This window comes from Craurococcus roseus (assembly GCF_039523795.1).
Lineage (GTDB): Bacteria > Pseudomonadota > Alphaproteobacteria > Acetobacterales > Acetobacteraceae > Craurococcus > Craurococcus roseus.
Genome location: NZ_BAAAFZ010000021.1, coordinates 27,378 through 42,825, shown reverse-complemented (window position 1 = coordinate 42,825; position 15,448 = coordinate 27,378). Strand labels below are relative to the sequence as shown.

At 73.6% G+C, this 15,448-nt stretch carries 16 protein-coding genes; 8 read left to right on the top strand and 8 right to left on the bottom strand.

Annotation, left to right across the window (positions count from 1 at the left end):
• Positions 1-8: 8 nt before the first annotated feature.
• Positions 9-1,259 (bottom strand): NAD(P)/FAD-dependent oxidoreductase, encoded by a 1,251-nt coding sequence (locus ABD067_RS09325; protein ID WP_343894971.1) that lies wholly within the window; start codon positions 1,257-1,259, stop codon positions 9-11.
• A gap of 469 nt (positions 1,260-1,728) precedes the next feature.
• Positions 1,729-2,349 (bottom strand): hypothetical protein, encoded by a 621-nt coding sequence (locus ABD067_RS09320; RefSeq protein ID WP_343894970.1) that lies wholly within the window; start codon positions 2,347-2,349, stop codon positions 1,729-1,731.
• Positions 2,350-2,944: 595 nt separating this feature from the next.
• Between ABD067_RS09320 and ABD067_RS09315 the strand changes: the two genes are divergently transcribed.
• Positions 2,945-3,928 (top strand): Bug family tripartite tricarboxylate transporter substrate binding protein, encoded by a 984-nt coding sequence (locus tag ABD067_RS09315; RefSeq protein WP_343894969.1) that lies wholly within the window; start codon positions 2,945-2,947, stop codon positions 3,926-3,928.
• 3 nt (positions 3,929-3,931) lie between these two features.
• Here the strand turns inward: ABD067_RS09315 and ABD067_RS09310 are convergent, their stop codons facing one another.
• From ABD067_RS09310 to ABD067_RS09300, 3 genes are read right to left on the bottom strand one after another with little or no spacing between them, the layout of a single operon-like run.
• Positions 3,932-4,393 (bottom strand): DUF3237 domain-containing protein, encoded by a 462-nt coding sequence (locus ABD067_RS09310; protein WP_343894968.1) that lies wholly within the window; start codon positions 4,391-4,393, stop codon positions 3,932-3,934.
• An 8-nt stretch (positions 4,394-4,401) separates the two neighbouring features.
• Complete coding sequence (locus ABD067_RS09305; protein ID WP_343894967.1) at positions 4,402-5,298, bottom strand: BKACE family enzyme; 897 nt, start codon at positions 5,296-5,298, stop codon at positions 4,402-4,404.
• Positions 5,299-5,340: 42 nt separating this feature from the next.
• Positions 5,341-6,345, bottom strand: coding sequence for a Bug family tripartite tricarboxylate transporter substrate binding protein (locus ABD067_RS09300; RefSeq protein ID WP_343894966.1), 1,005 nt, complete (start codon positions 6,343-6,345; stop codon positions 5,341-5,343).
• Between the two features lie 115 nt (positions 6,346-6,460).
• Here ABD067_RS09300 and ABD067_RS09295 point away from each other — a divergent pair, with 115 nt between their 5' ends.
• The 7 genes from ABD067_RS09295 (at position 6,461) to ABD067_RS09265 (ending at position 12,759) form a co-directional block, all read left to right on the top strand.
• Positions 6,461-7,249, top strand: a complete 789-nt coding sequence (locus ABD067_RS09295; RefSeq protein WP_343894965.1) for a crotonase/enoyl-CoA hydratase family protein — start codon at positions 6,461-6,463, stop codon at positions 7,247-7,249.
• A 9-nt stretch (positions 7,250-7,258) separates the two neighbouring features.
• Entirely contained in the window at positions 7,259-7,696 is a 438-nt protein-coding gene (locus tag ABD067_RS09290) for an acyl-CoA thioesterase (RefSeq protein ID WP_343894964.1), read from the top strand.
• The gene (locus ABD067_RS09285) at positions 7,696-8,637 is read left to right on the top strand and encodes a 3-hydroxyacyl-CoA dehydrogenase NAD-binding domain-containing protein (protein ID WP_343894963.1); all 942 of its coding nucleotides are present in this window, start codon (positions 7,696-7,698) and stop codon (positions 8,635-8,637) included. The genes ABD067_RS09290 and ABD067_RS09285 overlap by 1 nt, the downstream gene beginning before the upstream one ends.
• On the top strand, positions 8,634-10,223 hold the full coding sequence (locus ABD067_RS09280) for a class I adenylate-forming enzyme family protein (RefSeq protein ID WP_343894962.1): 1,590 nt from the start codon (positions 8,634-8,636) through the stop codon (positions 10,221-10,223). The genes ABD067_RS09285 and ABD067_RS09280 overlap by 4 nt, the downstream gene beginning before the upstream one ends.
• 146 nt (positions 10,224-10,369) lie before the next feature.
• Complete coding sequence (locus tag ABD067_RS09275; RefSeq protein ID WP_343894961.1) at positions 10,370-11,389, top strand: trypsin-like serine peptidase; 1,020 nt, start codon at positions 10,370-10,372, stop codon at positions 11,387-11,389.
• A 34-nt stretch (positions 11,390-11,423) separates the two neighbouring features.
• Positions 11,424-11,702 (top strand): carboxypeptidase regulatory-like domain-containing protein, encoded by a 279-nt coding sequence (locus ABD067_RS09270; protein ID WP_343894960.1) that lies wholly within the window; start codon positions 11,424-11,426, stop codon positions 11,700-11,702.
• 70 nt (positions 11,703-11,772) lie between these two features.
• A complete protein-coding gene (locus ABD067_RS09265; protein WP_343894959.1) occupies positions 11,773-12,759 on the top strand; it encodes a tripartite tricarboxylate transporter substrate binding protein in 987 nt (328 codons plus the stop codon).
• Between the two features lie 15 nt (positions 12,760-12,774).
• Here ABD067_RS09265 and ABD067_RS09260 read toward each other — a convergent pair whose 3' ends face one another.
• Genes ABD067_RS09260 through ABD067_RS09250 form a run of 3 tightly spaced genes read right to left on the bottom strand, consistent with a single transcriptional unit; the run spans position 12,775 to position 15,435 of the window.
• Positions 12,775-13,671 (bottom strand): SDR family NAD(P)-dependent oxidoreductase, encoded by an 897-nt coding sequence (locus tag ABD067_RS09260; protein WP_343894958.1) that lies wholly within the window; start codon positions 13,669-13,671, stop codon positions 12,775-12,777.
• 37 nt (positions 13,672-13,708) lie between these two features.
• Positions 13,709-14,497 (bottom strand): aldo/keto reductase, encoded by a 789-nt coding sequence (locus tag ABD067_RS09255; protein ID WP_343894957.1) that lies wholly within the window; start codon positions 14,495-14,497, stop codon positions 13,709-13,711.
• A gap of 41 nt (positions 14,498-14,538) precedes the next feature.
• Positions 14,539-15,435: a tellurite resistance TerB family protein gene (locus ABD067_RS09250; protein WP_343894956.1), complete on the bottom strand. Its 897-nt coding sequence runs from the start codon at positions 15,433-15,435 to the stop codon at positions 14,539-14,541.
• Positions 15,436-15,448: the final 13 nt, after the last annotated feature.

The window sequence follows — 15,448 nt, the reverse complement described above, 5'->3', positions numbered from 1 at the left end:
TCCTTCCTTTACGCCGCCCGAGGCGCGGCGGCGGCGAGGGCCTTGAGGTCAAAGCCCGGATCGGCCGCCTGCTCGGGCGTTAGGTCCGCCCCGTTCGCCAGCAGCTTGCGCGCGAAAACGTGATCCAACGGGCGGTTGGCCGATTCGACGCCGGCGAGCCGGCCCCCGCGGAAGCAGAACACCGAGAAGGCGCCCGCGGCCGGATCGCCGCGCGGCACGGCGCGGTTGTGCGGCGTCGCCAACCCGGCGATCTGCAGCTTGAGCGCGCCCTGGTCGCTCCAGAACCACGGCACGGCCGCGTAAGGCGCCGTGGACCGCCCGGCGAGGCGGGCGGCGACGCACCGCGCCTGGTCCACGGCGTTCTGCACCGATTCGATCCGCACCGGGGCATCGCTCCCGGCGAAGCGGCAAGGGTGGCGGGCGCAGTCGCCGATGGCGGAGATGGCCGGGTCGCCCGTCGCCAAGTGCTCGTCCACCACGATCCCGTCGGCGACGGCGAGCCCGGCTTCGGCCGCCAGCTCCGCGTTGGGCACCACGCCGATGCCGACCAGCACTAGGTCCGCCGGGAAGCGGCGGCCGTCGGCGGTCTCCACGCCGGTCGCGCGCCCGTCCCCGAGGACGCGCACGACAGTGGCGCCGAACGCGAACCGCGCATCCTGGCGCTCGTGCGCATCGCGGAAGAAAGCCGACATCGCGGGCGACAACGAGCGGGCCATCGGCCGGTCGGTGGACTCGATCACCGTGACCGCGACACCACGCGCCGCGGCGACGGCGGCGAACTCCAGCCCGATGAAGCCGGCGCCAACCACCACGGCCTCGCCCGCGCGCTCCAGCCGTTGGCGCAACCCTTCCGCATCGGTGAGCGTCCGGAGCTGCACCACCCCGTCCAACTCCGCGCCCGGCACCGGCAGCGCCCGGTTCCGCGCGCCGAGGGCGAGGACGAGGTGGTCGTAGGGCAGCGACTCGCCGGAAGCCAACGCCACACGCCGGCCGACGCGGTCGATCCGCACCGCCCGCTCGCCCGCGCGCAGTTCCAGCCGGTGCTCGGTGAAGAACTTCTCGGGCCGCAGCCGGACGGCGACCGCATCCGCCTTGCCGGTGAGGTAAGCCTTGGAGAGGGGCGGGCGCTGGTACGGCAGCCCCGGCTCCTCCCCGACCAGCACGACGCGCCCGTCGAATCCGTCCTCGCGCAGGGACGCGGCGACTTGAAAGCCGGCCTGCCCGGCGCCGAGGACGAGGACTGTGCCGGGGCGGCTCACGCCCGCGCTCCCGAAGGGCGCGCGGGCGCCCCGCCCGGCGCGGCGGCGGGCTGCGCGCTGGGCATCGGACGTCTCCTGGGCTCCTGGCGGTTGCCCCGCCTTGCGCGGCGGCCGGAAAGGCCGTTCCTGGGTATATGGCAGGCCGCGAACGAGGCCACCCCCCCAAACACAGAGTCGTAAGGAGGGGCTGGGCCAAGGGCGCCCGGACTGCCGGGTGTTCGCTGCGGGTCAATCCCGGGCGGGATCGCGCAGCGCGTCTAGCTGCTCGACCGAGCCCTCATCCGATGCCGGTGGGTCGGCCAACTGCCGCTCCAACCGGTCACTCGAGGCGGGCTCATGTGTAGGGAATTCGGGCTAGGGACGGCGGACGCTTCTTCGCGTCGGCAGGGTTGTGGCGGGGCATGGCCACCGTTCTGGCCATGCCTCGGCGCCATGTCAGTGACTGGAGGCAGGCCGGACCCGGGCCGGTTCAGTGGTTCTCGTTGTCCGGCAGGAAGATCGGCAGGAGGTCCGCGTGGGGCCGGGGGTCGCCGCGGGTGGCGGCGTCCAGGTTCTCCAGCGCCTTCACGACCGCCGGGTATTGGAGGAGGCCCGCCCGGTCGGCCAGCGAGCCGATGACTTGGTAGGCCTCGGCGCAGTCCTGACGCAGCCGCTCGACCTCCGTGCGCAAGGCCGGGACGCTGAGGTTGGCCGTCGCCGGCCGCTCCTCGGGCATGGTGATGCGGATGGCGTTGGCGTGGCGGATCTGCAACGGTCCGGCCAAGACCATCCGCCCCGTCCCGACCACCCGGTAGGACCCGCCCGGGTCGCCCGGATCGGAGGGCACCATGACGGTGCCGTCGGCTTTCAGGTTGTCCGCCGAGCCGACGATCCGGGCGGCCGCCACCAAGCCGCGCCGCATCCAGGGCGAGGCGGGCAGCAGCCCGGCCGGCGTCCGCGTCGCGGCGCGGTCGGTGAAAACGTTGGCCGCGAAGAGGCGAGCCCGCCGCTCGTCGGCGGCGACCACCCGGCACGGGCCGCGGTGGGTGCTCCCCGACCAGTCCGCGCTGTCTTGGCCCGTTTCGGTGGGCGTCAAACCGAACATCGGCATCAGACTGAACACCGTTCCGATCGATGTAGGCGCACTAGCCTCTCGCCTGTGGGTAGAGAATGCATGGGCGTCTGTATACAGTAAAACTATACCGCCGCGAAAGCTTTAGCCGTCGTTCGCGCGGCGGTGGTGAAACTCTGCCGAATACGTCCGGCCATCTCCAAGAATCGCACCGGGCCCGGCGCGAGGTTCCAAGCGCCGTAGAAGCCGCGGCTACCGCCGTTGCCGTCCGGAATGCCCTCGTGCACACCCCTTCCGTTCTCGGGGCAGGTGGTTGATAGGGCGCCCACAGGCGTGGCGGCCATCGCGGCCGGACCGGTGGGTACTCGCCCTAGCCGGCTTGGCGTCGGCGCCTCCGCGCCCCGGGGGGGCGACGTTACGCGGCCGCCTCCCGTCCCACCAGCACCGCGACGTCCCGCCGGGTAGCGGACGGGGACTGCGCCCTGCACCGAGGAAGACTCCGGCTCGCACAATCGGACGTGAAAACGCGCCGCCTCTCCGGGGCGCGGTGCGACGACATACTCCGGCTTCCACCACGCGGGCCGTTCGCAAGCGGCGGCCGAGGCGTGCCAGAAGGCTCTGGGGAGTTCGGTCCATGAGGTTCCGCCCGATCACGCGCCGCGGCGCCGCCGTAGCGGGCGCCGCGCTCCTGCTGCCCTGGTCGGTCGCCATCGCCGCCTTTCCCGACCGGGCGGTCCGGATCGTGCTGGGCTTCCCGCCGGGCAGCGGACCGGACGTCATCGCGCGCCTCCTCGCCGAAGGGCTGCGCGAGGCTTGGCCCGCCGGCGTCGTGGTCGACAACAAGCCGGGCGCCGCGGGCGCGATCGCAGCGCAGGAGGTTGCGAAGGCCGCGGCGCCGGACGGTTACACGCTGCTGCTCGGCGAGGTCGGGCAACTCGCCATGGCGCCCAGCACCTACGCGCGCCTCCCCTACGATCCCGCCCGCGACTTCGCCGCGATAACCGAGGTGGCGTCGATCGACTTCGCGTTTGTCGTGCCCGCCGCGGTCCAGGCGGCCGACTTCGCCGGTTACCTGGCTTGGGCGAAAGCGCAGGGCCCGGTGTTCATGGGCACCTTCGGCGCCGGGACGCCCGGGCATTTCGGCGCCGCCATCCTCGCCAGGGAAGCCGGGCTAAAGGCCGAGCCGGCCCACTTCCGGACGACGGGCGACGCCATGACCGCGGTGCTGAACGGCGACGTCCAGGGCATGTTCGGCACCGTCGCGCTGGTGGCGCCGCATGTCAGGGCGGGCAAGCTGAAGGCGCTCGCCACCACCGGGCCCGCCCGGTCGAGCTTGTTGCCGGAGGTCCCGACGGTCGGCGAACTCGGCCGGCTCTCGCTCGCGTTCAGCGCCTGGTTCGGCCTCGTCGCGCCGGCGGCGACGCCCGGGCCGGTCCTGGCCGACCTCGAAGCGGCCGTGCTCCGCGCCCTTTCCGCCGCCCCGGTGCGGGCGAAGATGCAGGAGGCGGGCTTCCGCGTCGCCGGCCACGGCCGCGCCGCCTTCGCAAACCTGATGCGCGACGAGACGGCGCGCTGGGCCGAGGTGGTGCGCAGCACCGGGTTCAAGGCAATCGAGTAAGCGTCAAACGGCGAAGACGCGCACGAGCACCGACGCCGGCCGGCGCTCCCCGAAGCCGACGAACAGGCCGCGCTGCAGCCAAGCGTGTGCCGGCGAAGCGGTCTCGAAAGCCGGGGCGGTGCGGAAGTACACGCGCTCCGGCGGCACCGGCTCGCCGCGCAAGAGCCGCGCCATGTCCTCCGGCGCGGCATGGCGCAGGCCGCGGTTGACCACGTAGACGAGCACGCCGTCCGAGAGGCGGAGCGTGTAGCGCGCCTCGATCTCCGCGACGCCGTCCGGGCGGATGAGTTGGAAGTCCGCGCCGCCCGGCAGGATTTCCCCTTCCAGCTTGGGCCCCGACATACGGCCGCCCAGGATCGGCACGACGCGCCGCTCCCCGGTCGCGCCCGCGCCAATGACGAGGGGCGCGGCGACCTCCGCCTCGACGGTGCCGACGAAGTCGAGCCGGGGCGGGTCCTCCGCCATGCCGCGCCTCAGCGGCTCAGCGGTTTCAGCCCGAGCATCTCCCGCGCCTCGCCGGGCGAGGCCGGCTCCAGGTTCAGCTCCTTCATGATGCGGACGGAGCGCGCCACCAGCATCTCGTTCGTCGCCAGCACGCCGCGGCCGTAGTAGTTGTTGTCCTCCAGCCCGACGCGGATGTGACCGCCCATCAGCAGCGCTTGCGTCGTCCCCGGCAGTTGCGCCGGGCCGATGGCGGAGAGGCACCACACCGACTGCGGCGGCAGCATCCGGACCATGGAGGCCAGTAGCTCGTGGCTGTAGGGCATCCCGCCCTGGAAGTTGCGGTCGGTGCCCAGCACCATGTTGATGAAGTACGGCGGCTTGTCGTAGCCCTTCTGGATCAGGCGCGTGACGTCCTGGAGGATGTGCGCCGGGTTGAACACCTCCCACTCCGGCTTGATGCCGCGCTCCTGGAAGCGCTTCGCCATCGTCTCGCAGCGCGAGGGGGTGGTGATGACGAGGATCTCCTTGTCCCCGAAGGTGTCCACGGCGGTGAAGCCGTCGAGCGTGGCCATCTCGGCGCCGGCGTCCAACCCCTTCAGCCGCTCCTCGAAGTTGTTCTCGAACATGCCGTCCGGCCGCGGCAACAGCATGTCCCCGGAGGAGCCGCCGCCGGTGGAGTTGTTGAGGACGATGTCGCAGCGCTCGCGGATGCGGCGGTTGGTGTCCCGGTAGATGCCGGCGTTGCAGGTCGCTTGGTCGTCGGGCCGGCGGGCGTGCAGGGCCGCGACGGCCGCGCCTTCCTTGAACGACTTGTGGACGGATTCGGCGATCTCCTCCGGCTGCGTCGGCAGGTTGGGATTCGCCTGCTTGGACGCCATGCCGCCGGTGGGCGCCACCGTCACGATGACCTTGCCGCTCGATGCCATGCTGCTCTCCTCGTCACGGTGCGCGCCGGGCCGGCGGGACCGTCAGTCCTCCGCCTTGAACCCGGACTCCTGCACGATCGGCCCCCAACGTTCGCGCTCCGCGCGGATGCGCGCGGCGAAGTCGCGCGGGGACATCATCGCGGTCCTGTATTCCAGCCGCGCCAGCGCCTCCTGCAACTCGGGCGTGGCGGCGGCGGCGGCGATGGCGCGGTGCAGCCCTTCCACGATCGGCTCCGGGGTCTGCGCCGGCAGCAGCACGCCGAACCATTCCTCGGCGGTGAGGTCGGGCTGCCCGAGTTCGGCGAAGGTGGGCAGCTCAGGCAGCCGCGGCATCCGCTCCGGCGAGGAGACGGCGATGATGCGGACCTGGCCGGAGCGGTGGAACTCCGCCACCTCGCCCGCCACCACCAGCACCATCGGGATCTCGCCGCCGAGCAGCGCCTGGATCGCCGGGGCGCCGCCGCGGTAAGGGACGTGGGTGAGCTGGAGGCCGAGCGCCTTGGCCATCTGCACGCCGACGAAGTGCGGCACGGCGCCCGCCGCCGGGCTGGCGAAGGGCACGGCGCTCCCCTGGCGCTTCGCCCAGGCGATGAATTCGGGGAAGGTCTTCGCCGGGTGGTCCGGCCGGACGGCGACCGCGAAGGGGAAGGTGCAGACCGGCGTGACCGGGATGAAGTCGGCCAGCGCGTCGTAGCGCAGCGTCCGCGGGTAAAGGTGCGGGTAGACCGTCAGCATGCTGGCCGGTGTCTGCACAAGCGTCGTGCCGTCCGGCCGCGCGGCCTTCACCGCCTCCAGGGCGAGGCGCCCCGTGGCGCCGGCGCGGTTCTCCACCACGACCTGCGGCGCGTAGACGCCCCGCAGACGCTCGGCGTAGATCCGGGCGACCGTGTCGGATGAACCGCCGGGCGGGAAGCCGATGACGGTGCGGGCGAGCCGGTCAAGCGTCGGCTGCTGTTGCTGCGCCGCGGCGCGGCCGTGCCCGCCGAGCAAGCCGCCGCCCGCGAGGGCCGCGAGCACCGTGCGGCGCTTGGCCTTGTCCGTGCCCATGCTGCCCTCCCTTGCCCGCCCCGCGGCGGGACGGCCGGCCCTTGCGTGCCTTGTCCGCTGCATCATTGTGCGGCTTGGGCGGGGCGGGCAAGCCTTGTCCGGGAGGAGGGGCGGCATGGACTCCGGCGACGGCACCGTCACCTACGAGCTGCGCGACCGCGTGGCCTGGGTCGGCCTGGACCGGCCGCGCAAGCGCAACGCCATCAACGACGCCCTGCTGTCGGACCTCGCCGCCGCCGCGCGGCGCGCGCAGGAGGAGGCGCGGGCTCTGGTGGTGTTCGGCCACGGCCCATGCTTCTGCGCCGGCCTCGACCTGTCCGAGCACCGCACCCGCGAGCCGGCGGAGGTGTTCCACCATTCCCGCGCCTGGCACGCGACGTTCTCCGTCCTCCGCCGCGGCCGCATCCCGGCGATAGCGGCGCTGCACGGCGCCACGGTGGGCGGCGGGCTGGAATTGGCCGCCGCGTGCCACCTGCGGGTGGCCGACGCCACGGCCTTCTTCGCGCTGCCGGAGGGCTCGCGCGGCATCTACGTGGGCGGCGGCGCGTCCGTCCACGTGGCGCGGCTGATCGGGGCGCCGCGCATGATGGACATGATGCTCACCGGCCGCGTGCTGGACGCAGCAGCGGCCGAGCGCGCGGGCCTCGCGCAGTACCTCGTGCCCGAGGGCGGGGCGCGGGAGAAGGCGGGCGAGCTGGCGGCCAAGGTCGCGGACATGGCTCCGCTCACCGTGCTCGGCGTGCTGCAAGCCCTGCCGCGCATCCAGGACATGGGCGAGGACGACGGCCTTTTCGTCGAGAGCATGATGGCCGCCTTCGCGCAGACCGGGCCGGAGGCCGCCGCGCGCCTCGCCGACTTCGTGGCCAAGCGCGGCGCCAAGGTCTCCAACCCGTCCGAGGGGTGACGCGCCACCATGCTCGTCAACACGCGCCGCCTGACCATCGAATGGGGCGACTGCGACCCCGCCGGCATCGTCTTCTACCCGCGCTACTTCGCCATGTTCGACGCCTCCACGGGTGCGCTGTTCGGCCGCGCCTTCGGCGGCACCAAGAAGCAGATGCTGCGCCATTACGACGTGGTGGGCTTCCCGATGGTGGACACGCGGGCGACGTTCCGCGTGCCCTGCGCCTTCGGCGACGAAGTGGCGATCGAGAGCACCGTCACGGAGTTCCGCCGCGCCAGCTTCGACGTCCGGCACCGCCTGCTGCGTGACGACGGCACGCTGGCCGTCGAGGGCTTCGAAACGCGGGTCTGGGTCGGCCGGCACCCCGACAACCCGGACGGCATCAAGGCGCTGCCCGTCCCCGAGGACCTGATCGCGCGCTTCCGCGACCCGCCGGGGACGCCGTGATGGACGTCCAACGGGTCGCCGTCGTCGCCACCGGCGTCATCGGCGCCAGTTGGGCCACGGTCTTTCTCGCCCGCGGCCTCGACGTAGTGGCGGCGGACCCGGCGCCGGGCGCCGACGCCGCGCTGCGCCGCGCGGTGGAAACGCAGTGGCCGGCGATGGAGGCGATGGGCCTGGCCCCCGGCGCGTCACGCGGCCGGCTGCGCTTCGCCGCCTCGCCCGAGGAGGCCGTCGCGGACGCGCAGTTCGTGCAGGAGAACGGGCCGGAGCGGCTGGCCCTCAAGCGCGACCTGTTCCGGCGGCTGGACGAGGCGGCGCCGGCGGGCGCGATCCTGGCGACCAGCTCCTCCACCATCACGGCGAGCGAGATCCAGGACGCCTGCGCCCGCCATCCGGAACGCGTCGTGCTCGGCCACCCGTTCAACCCGCCGCACCTGATCCCGCTGGTGGAGGTCGCCGGCGGGCGGGGAACGTCGGCCGAGGCGGTTGGGCGGGCGATGGACTTCTACCGCGCGCTCGGCAAGCACCCGATCCAACTCCGCCGGGAGGTGCGCGGCCACGTCGCCAACCGCTTGCAGGCGGCGCTGTGGCAGGAGGCGTTCCACCTGGTCGCAACCGGCGTCGCCAGCGTGGAGGACGTGGACGCCGCCATCGCGCACGGCCCCGGGCTGCGCTGGGCGCTGCTCGGCCCGTTCCTCAACCTGCACCTGTCCGGCGGCACGGGCGGCATCGGCGAGCTGTTCGCCAAGCCACTCTGGCAGGCGACGGAAGAAATGTGGCGAGATCTCGGCACCGTGTCCGTGGACGCCGAACTGGGCCGCAGGGTCGCGGACGGCGTGGCGGAGGAATTGGCCACGCATGGCGGGCGGGAGCGGGTCGTCGCGCGGCGTGATGCGGCGCTGCTCGCCCTGCTGCGCCTAAAGGCGGAGGGGGCGCCGCGGTGAGCGGGGCGGCGACGGTGGACCTCCCCGTCCACGGCGCCGGCGAGCCGCGCCCGCCTTTCGCCACGCTCTGCGCCATGTTCGACCACGCCGTCGCCACCACGCCGGGGACGGTGTCGCTGCGGCACCTCGGCGCGTCCGTCACCTACCGCGAGGAGGGCCGCGCCGCGTCGGCACTCGCCCGGCGCCTCGCGGCCGCCGCCGCGCCTGGCGAGGCGGTGGCGCTGCTGCTGCCCAACTCCATCGAGTTCCGCGTCGCCTTCTTCGCCGCGTTGAAGGCCCTGGCGGCGCCCGCGCTGCTCAACCCGCTCTATCCCGGACCGCAGCTCGAACCGCTGCTGCGCGACGCCGCGCCGCGCGCCGTGGTCTGCTCGCCCGCGACGCACGAGCTGGTGCTGGCGTTGGCGGCATCGCTGGGCATCCCGGGGGTGGTCTGCCTGGGGCGCGACACGACCGTCGCGGAGCTCGCCGCCGAACCGGAAGCGCCGCCGCTCGGCCGGCGCGCGGCGGAGCCGGGGGACGTCGCGGCGCTGCTGTTCAGCGGCGGCACCACCGGCGTCCCCAAGGCGGTGGAGCACACGCACGGGCGCTTGGTGGTCGCCACGCGCTGCATGGAATACTGCTGGCCGACGCGCGCCAGCGGCGAGGTGTGGCTGCCCGTCGCGCCCTTCACCCACATCTACGGCTTCCTGCAAGGCGTGCTCTGCCCGGTTTCCGCCCGCGCCGAAACGGTGGTCCCCGAGCGCTTCAAGCCGGAGCACGTCGTGGAGCTGATGGCCGGGCACCGCGTGACGGTGTTCGGCGGCGGGCCGCCGGCGATCTACGCGGGCGTGCTGTCCGCGCCCAACCTCGCCGGCGCCGACCTGTCCGCGCTGCGCGTCTGCCCGGCCGGCGGCGCGCCCATGCCGGTGGAATTGCTGGAGCGCTGGCGTCGCGCGACGGGGCGCGAAATCCACGAAGGCTACGGCATGACGGAGATCGCGCCGATCAGCGGCACCAACGGCCTCACCGGCGTCCGCCCGGGCTCGGTCGGCAAAGCCGTCCCCTGCAACGAGGTGCAGGTGGTGGACCTGGAGACCGGCGCCCGGGTCCTGCCGCTGGGCGAACGCGGCGAGGTGCGCGTGCGCGGCCCGCACATGATGGCGGGCTACCGCGGCCGGCCGGAGGAAACGGCGCAGGCCATCCGCGGCGGCTTCGTTTACACCGGCGACATCGGCCACCTGGATGCCGACGGCTTCCTGTTCATCACCGACCGCAAGAAGGACGTGGTGCTCGTGAAGGGCTTCAACGTCTTCCCGCGCGAGGTCGAGGAAGCGATCTACGCGCACCCGAAGGTCGCCGCGGCCGGCGTGGTGGGCGCGCCCGACCCGCGCACCGGCGGGGAGCGACTGGTGGCCTACGTGGTGCCGCGCGCGGACGAGGCGCTCTCCGAAGCCGAGATCGCGGCGCACTGCGCGGAGCGGCTGGTCGGCTACAAGGTCCCGGACGACATCCGCGTCGTGGAGGCGCTGCCCATGACGGGCGCGCAGAAGCTCGACCGCATGGCGCTCCGGCGCATGGTCCGGGACGAGGCGGCCGGCGGCGGCTGAGGCGCGCCGGCTGTGCGGTGTGACCGGCCGCACATCGGCGGTCTTCATCTCCAAGGAATAATGTCGCGCCCGGGTTGGAAGCCCCGGCACCGGGCCGGCACACGCCCCGGCTCCTTTTGGCTGCGAAGCTGCAATGGAGGACCGCCATGTCAGCGTCCCACAAGATAACGCCCCACCGGGTCGCGTCCCACAAGATCAAGGCAGCGAACGAGGATGCGGCGCCCGTGCCGTCCTCGGGCCCGCACACGCCGGTCTCGAACCTCGACCTCGAACACGCCGGCAAGTCCGTCCGGCAGCCCAAGACGCAAGCGCCGTCCGCGGGCCGCGACGCCGGCGGCGCCGCGCCGGCCGATGGTGAAACCGAGCGGGTCGGCGGCGCGGCCGGTCCGCGTGCCGCGGCGGAGGCCGCGCGCACGCTCAGCGTCCCGGCGACCAAGCTGCGCGACATCGGTGAAGCCTCCTTCGGGTCGCCGCCGCCGATGGCCGAGACCGTGCATGGGCCGGACGACCGCAGGCAGATCACCGACACCGCCGCCCACCCTTGGCGGATGCACGCTTCGCTGCTGATCGTGGCGCGCGACAATTCGCAATGGATCGGCACCGGCTGGTTCATCGGGCCGCGCACGTTGATGACCGCCGGGCACGTCATCCACATCAAGAACAGCGGCGTCCCCGGCCGCGACGGCTGGGTGAAGAGCGTCCAGGTCATGCCCGGCCGCAACGGGAGCGCGCTCCCCCACGGCTCGGTCACCAGCACCAGCTTCCGCTCGGTGACGGGCTGGACCGACAACGGCGACCAGAACTTCGACTACGGCGCGATCATCCTGCCGACCGACCTCGGCAACACCACGGGCTGGTTCGGCTTCGGCGCCTACCCGGACGCCGACCTCGTCGCCAGCACCGGCAACATCTCCGGCTACCCGGGCGACAAGCCGAGCGGCACGCAATGGTACGACTCGCGCAAGATCGCTTCGGTGGACGCGCGCAAGGTGTACTACGACATCGACACCGCCGGCGGGCAGAGCGGCAGCGCGGTGTACCGCATCGTCAACGGCGCCCGCATGGCCTTCGCCATCCACGCCTACGGCGGCGCGGTCACGAACTCCGGGACGCGGATCAATTCGGAGGTGTACAACAACATGGTCGCCTGGAAAGCCGCGACCTGACGACGGCCGGGGCCGGGGCGAGGAGCCGCCGTCCATGTCCGCTTCTCCGCCGCATCTGATCGAAGGACGAGTGGTGGACGCGGCCGGCGCCCCGGTGCCGATGGCGAGCGTCTACTTCGTCGAAGGGCCGGTCGCGCTGCCGGACATCGCGGCTCTGACCGGCCCCGACGGTTCCTTCCGGCTGTCGGCGCCGGGCGCCGGCGCCTACACGCTGGGCGTCCGCAGCGACGGCCACAAGCCGGCGGCGGCCACGGTGCAGGTCGGCGGCGGCCGCTTGGTGGCCGTGCTGGAGATCGTGCTCGTGCCGGAGTGACCGGCCGGCGGACGCGGACCTTGGCGGTTCGCGTCCCGGCCGGCACCATCCGGGCGTGAGGACGACACCCATGATGAAGCGGCGCGCCCTCGCCGCCGCGGCGCTCGCCGCTTCCGCGGCGGCCCCGGCCGAGGGTCAGCCGACGGCCGGCGGCGCCTTCCCCAACCGGCCGATGCGCTTGGTGGTGCCCTTCCCGCCGGGCGGGCCGACCGACCTAATCGGGCGGGTGCTGGCGCAGAAGCTCTCCGCGCTGCTCGGCCAACCCGTAATGGTGGAGAACCGCTCCGGCGGCGGCGGCGTGGTCGGCACGGACACCGTCGCCAAGGCCGCGCCGGACGGGCACACGGTCGCCGTGACCAGCGCCGGCGCGCTCGCCATCGCGCCCAACCTCGTCGCCTCCATGCCCTACCAGGTCGGGCGGGACCTCGCGCCGGTGGCGCTGGTGGCGACGGTGCCGGAACTGCTCGCGGTGCATCCCGACGTGCCGGCGAACACGCTGGCGGAGCTGGTCGCGCACGCGAAGGCGCGGCCGGGGCGCCTCAACTTCGCGTCCTCCGGCAACGGCAGCATGCCGCACTTGGCGGGCGAGGCGCTGCGCTTCGCCGCCGGTGTCGAGATCGTCCATGTGCCCTACCGAGGCGCTGCGCCGGCCGTCACCGACCTCGTCTCGGGGCAGGTGCAGATGATGTTCGCGGACCTGCCCGTGCTGCTGCCGCAGGTGCGCTCGGGCGCGCTACGGGCGGTGGTCCTGGCCGGCAAGGAACGCGCGCCGCTGCTGCCGGAGGTGCCCACCACCGCCGAAGCGGGGATGCCGCAGGTGCTGGCGGAGAACTGGTACGGCCTGGTCGCGCCCACCCGCACGCCGGAGCCGGTCCTGACCGTACTGCGCGACGCGAGCGCCCGCGCGCTGCGCGACCCGGAGGTGGAGGCCGCGCTGCGCGAGCAGGGCGCCCGCGCCGCCGGCGGCATGGGCGGGGAGGAGTTCGCCGCCTTCGTGCGCGCGGAGGCGGAACGGTGGGGCGAGGTCGCGCGCCGCTCCGGCGCCACCATGGATTGACGGCGGCGGGCGCCTTCAGGCGCTGAGTTGCGCCGATTTCCCGGCGTTCACGTCGAGCGTCGTGCCGGACACGAAGCCGGCGCCGGGGCCGGCGAGGAAGGCGATGGCAGTTGCGATCTCCGCCGGCTCCAGCAGATCCACCGGCAGGGCGTGGCCGGAGTGCACCGTGCACGGGTGCGCTTTTCCCCGCCCTTCGGAGGCGCGCCCGACCATGGGCGTGTCCACCCCGGTTGGCGCGACGGCGTTGACGGTGATGCCTTCCGGACCGAGCTCGGCCGCGAGCGACTTCATCAGCCCGGTCATGCCCCACTTCGTCGTGGCGTAGGCGCCCGACGCGACCGAACCGGTCCGTGCCTGGACGGAGGTGACGAGGATGATCCGGCCGCCGGGGCGGCGCAGCCCCGGCAGGGCGGCCTGCACCGTGTTGAGCGCGCCGGTGAGGTTCACGTCCAGCATCGCCCGCCAAGGCGCGGGCTCGTACCGCGCCAGCTTGCCGTCGATGGCGATGCCGGCGTTGGCGACGACGACGTCGAGCCGGCCGCCGCCGAGTTCCCGCGCCGCCCGCTCCGTGGCCCGGCGCATCGCCTCCCAATCGCGCACGTCCGCCACCAGCGGCAGCGCGCGGGCGCCTTCCGCCCGCACGAGCCGCGCTGCCTCTTCCAGCTCGGCGCGGCTGGCGAGGCGGTAGCCCCGGAGCTCCGGGATCGCGTCCGGGTCGGCGATGTCGAGCAGTGCGACGGCCGCGCCCTGCCGCGCCAACTCGACGGCGGTGGCGCGGCCGATCCCGCGCGCGGCGCCGGTGACGAGCGCCGCCTTGCCGGCGAGAGGCTTCGCTTCCGTTTGCGCCGCGGCCGGGGCAGCGGCGGCGAGGCCGAGGAGGGAGGCGGAAAGGACGGTGCGGCGCTCGGCCATGGGGAAGCTCCTGCCTGTCGTGTCCCGCGATGGGCCGTCAGGCGTCCCATTCGGGGGCGAAGTCCGGGTCCACCAGGCGCCGGTTCTTCGGCAGCCCGGCGATGGCACGGCGGTCCTCGTCGTCCAGGCGCAAGGAGGCGGCTTCGAGGTTGGCGCGCTGGTTCGCCTCGCTCGCCGCTTTCGGGATGGCCGCCACGCCGTCCTCGCCCAGCAGCCACGCGAGCGCCACCTGCGTCGGCGTGCGGCCGTGCTTGCGGGCGATGCCTTGCAGGACCGGGTCGGCCTCGCCTGCCGCCTTCGCCGTGGGGGAGTAGGACACCAGCGGGATGCCGGCGGGCCGCGTCACCGCGAGCAGGCGCTCTTGCGACAGGTAGACGTGGTGCTCCACCTGCACGCAGGCGATCGGCGCGCCGGTGCCGAGGGCCCGCCGCAGCAGGCCCGGCGGGAAGTTGCACACGCCGACGGCGCGCGCGAGCCCGTCCTCCTTCAGCCGCGCCAGGGCGCCTAACGCGGCGTCCAGGTCCATGTCCGGGCTCGGCCAGTGGATGTAGTAGAGGTCCGCGTGTTGGAGGCGGAGGCGCGCCAGCGACGCCTCGCAGGCGGCGCGGATGCCGGACGGGGTGAGGTGGTCCCACCAGACCTTGGTGGCGACGAAGAGTTCGCCGCGCGGCACGCCGGACGCGGCGACGGCGGCGCCGACCTCCGACTCGTTGCCATACATCTCGGCGGTGTCGATGTGGCGGTAGCCCATCGCCAGCGCCGATTCGACGGCGCGCTGGCCTTCCGCGCCGCGCATGGGCCAAGTGCCGAGGCCGAGCCGCGGCATTTCGCCGCCGCCGGGGAGGGGGAGGGCAGGGACCACGCGAGTCAGGCCGCGACGCCGAGAGACTGGTGGATGTGGTCCACCGTCGGCCGGGATAGGCCCAGGGCGGTCGCCAAGCGGGCCAGGTAGTCTCTTTCCGCCTGGGTATCCACCTCGATCGCCATCAGCGACGCGGCGTAGACCTCGGCGGCTTGCTTCGGGTCGCGCGCCGCGGCGGCGAGGCCCTCCAAGTCCACCGGGCCGCGCATCTCGCGGAGGACGAAGTCGCGGGCTTCGCCGTCCTCGCCGGCTTCGGACAGTTTGCCGGTGATGCGCTCGATCTCCTGCGCGTCGAGGTGGCCGTCCGCCTTGGCCGCCTGGATCATCGCCCGCAGCATGAGCGTGGCGGAGTGCTGCACCTCTTCCGGCGTGCCGGGCGCCGCCGCCGCCGCTGCGGCGTTGCCCTGCCCGCCCGCTTGCAGGGCCGAATAGGCGAGGCTGCCGAGCACGGCCAACAACCCGCCGCCGATCGCGCCGCGCCCGCCGCCGAGCAGGGTGCCGGCGAGCGCGCCGAGGCCGCCGACCGCCGCCGGGTTGTTGCGCTTCAACTCCTGTCCCGGCGAGCTGGCCGCTTGCCGCACCATGTCGGCAAGGCCACCGAGCATCCCGGCGGCGCCGGGGCGGCCGGCGCCGCTCCCGCCAGTCAGCGAGCCGAGGAGGCCGCCGAGGCCGCCGCCGCTGCCACCCGACGAACCGCCGCCCAGGCTGCCAAGCAGGGCGCCAAGGCCGCCTCCTCCGCCCGACGACCTGCCGCCGCCAAGCTGCGCCATGATCTGTTCGAGCGGGTTCCCGCCCCTGCCGCTGGAGCCGCCTTGGCCGAGCGCGTTGCCGAGCCGGTTGCCAGCGGACGGCGCCGACCGGTGTTCGAGCATGGTGCCCAAGAGCTTCGTCGCGTCGAACATGGTGTTTCCTCGT

What these genes read in the sequence shown, in the direction of transcription:
- ABD067_RS09320 (WP_343894970.1), bottom strand. Translation starts at nt 2,349, where the DNA reads ATGCCGATGTTCGGTTTGACGCCCACCGAAACGGGCCAAGACAGCGCG.
- ABD067_RS09315 (WP_343894969.1), top strand. Translation starts at nt 2,945, where the DNA reads ATGAGGTTCCGCCCGATCACGCGCCGCGGCGCCGCCGTAGCGGGCGCC.
- ABD067_RS09310 (WP_343894968.1), bottom strand. Translation starts at nt 4,393, where the DNA reads ATGGCGGAGGACCCGCCCCGGCTCGACTTCGTCGGCACCGTCGAGGCG.
- ABD067_RS09305 (WP_343894967.1), bottom strand. Translation starts at nt 5,298, where the DNA reads ATGGCATCGAGCGGCAAGGTCATCGTGACGGTGGCGCCCACCGGCGGC.
- ABD067_RS09300 (WP_343894966.1), bottom strand. Translation starts at nt 6,345, where the DNA reads ATGGGCACGGACAAGGCCAAGCGCCGCACGGTGCTCGCGGCCCTCGCG.
- ABD067_RS09295 (WP_343894965.1), top strand. Translation starts at nt 6,461, where the DNA reads ATGGACTCCGGCGACGGCACCGTCACCTACGAGCTGCGCGACCGCGTG.
- ABD067_RS09290 (WP_343894964.1), top strand. Translation starts at nt 7,259, where the DNA reads ATGCTCGTCAACACGCGCCGCCTGACCATCGAATGGGGCGACTGCGAC.
- ABD067_RS09285 (WP_343894963.1), top strand. Translation starts at nt 7,696, where the DNA reads ATGGACGTCCAACGGGTCGCCGTCGTCGCCACCGGCGTCATCGGCGCC.
- ABD067_RS09275 (WP_343894961.1), top strand. Translation starts at nt 10,370, where the DNA reads ATGTCAGCGTCCCACAAGATAACGCCCCACCGGGTCGCGTCCCACAAG.
- ABD067_RS09270 (WP_343894960.1), top strand. Translation starts at nt 11,424, where the DNA reads ATGTCCGCTTCTCCGCCGCATCTGATCGAAGGACGAGTGGTGGACGCG.
- ABD067_RS09265 (WP_343894959.1), top strand. Translation starts at nt 11,773, where the DNA reads ATGATGAAGCGGCGCGCCCTCGCCGCCGCGGCGCTCGCCGCTTCCGCG.
- ABD067_RS09260 (WP_343894958.1), bottom strand. Translation starts at nt 13,671, where the DNA reads ATGGCCGAGCGCCGCACCGTCCTTTCCGCCTCCCTCCTCGGCCTCGCC.
- ABD067_RS09255 (WP_343894957.1), bottom strand. Translation starts at nt 14,497, where the DNA reads ATGCCGCGGCTCGGCCTCGGCACTTGGCCCATGCGCGGCGCGGAAGGC.
- ABD067_RS09250 (WP_343894956.1), bottom strand. Translation starts at nt 15,435, where the DNA reads ATGTTCGACGCGACGAAGCTCTTGGGCACCATGCTCGAACACCGGTCG.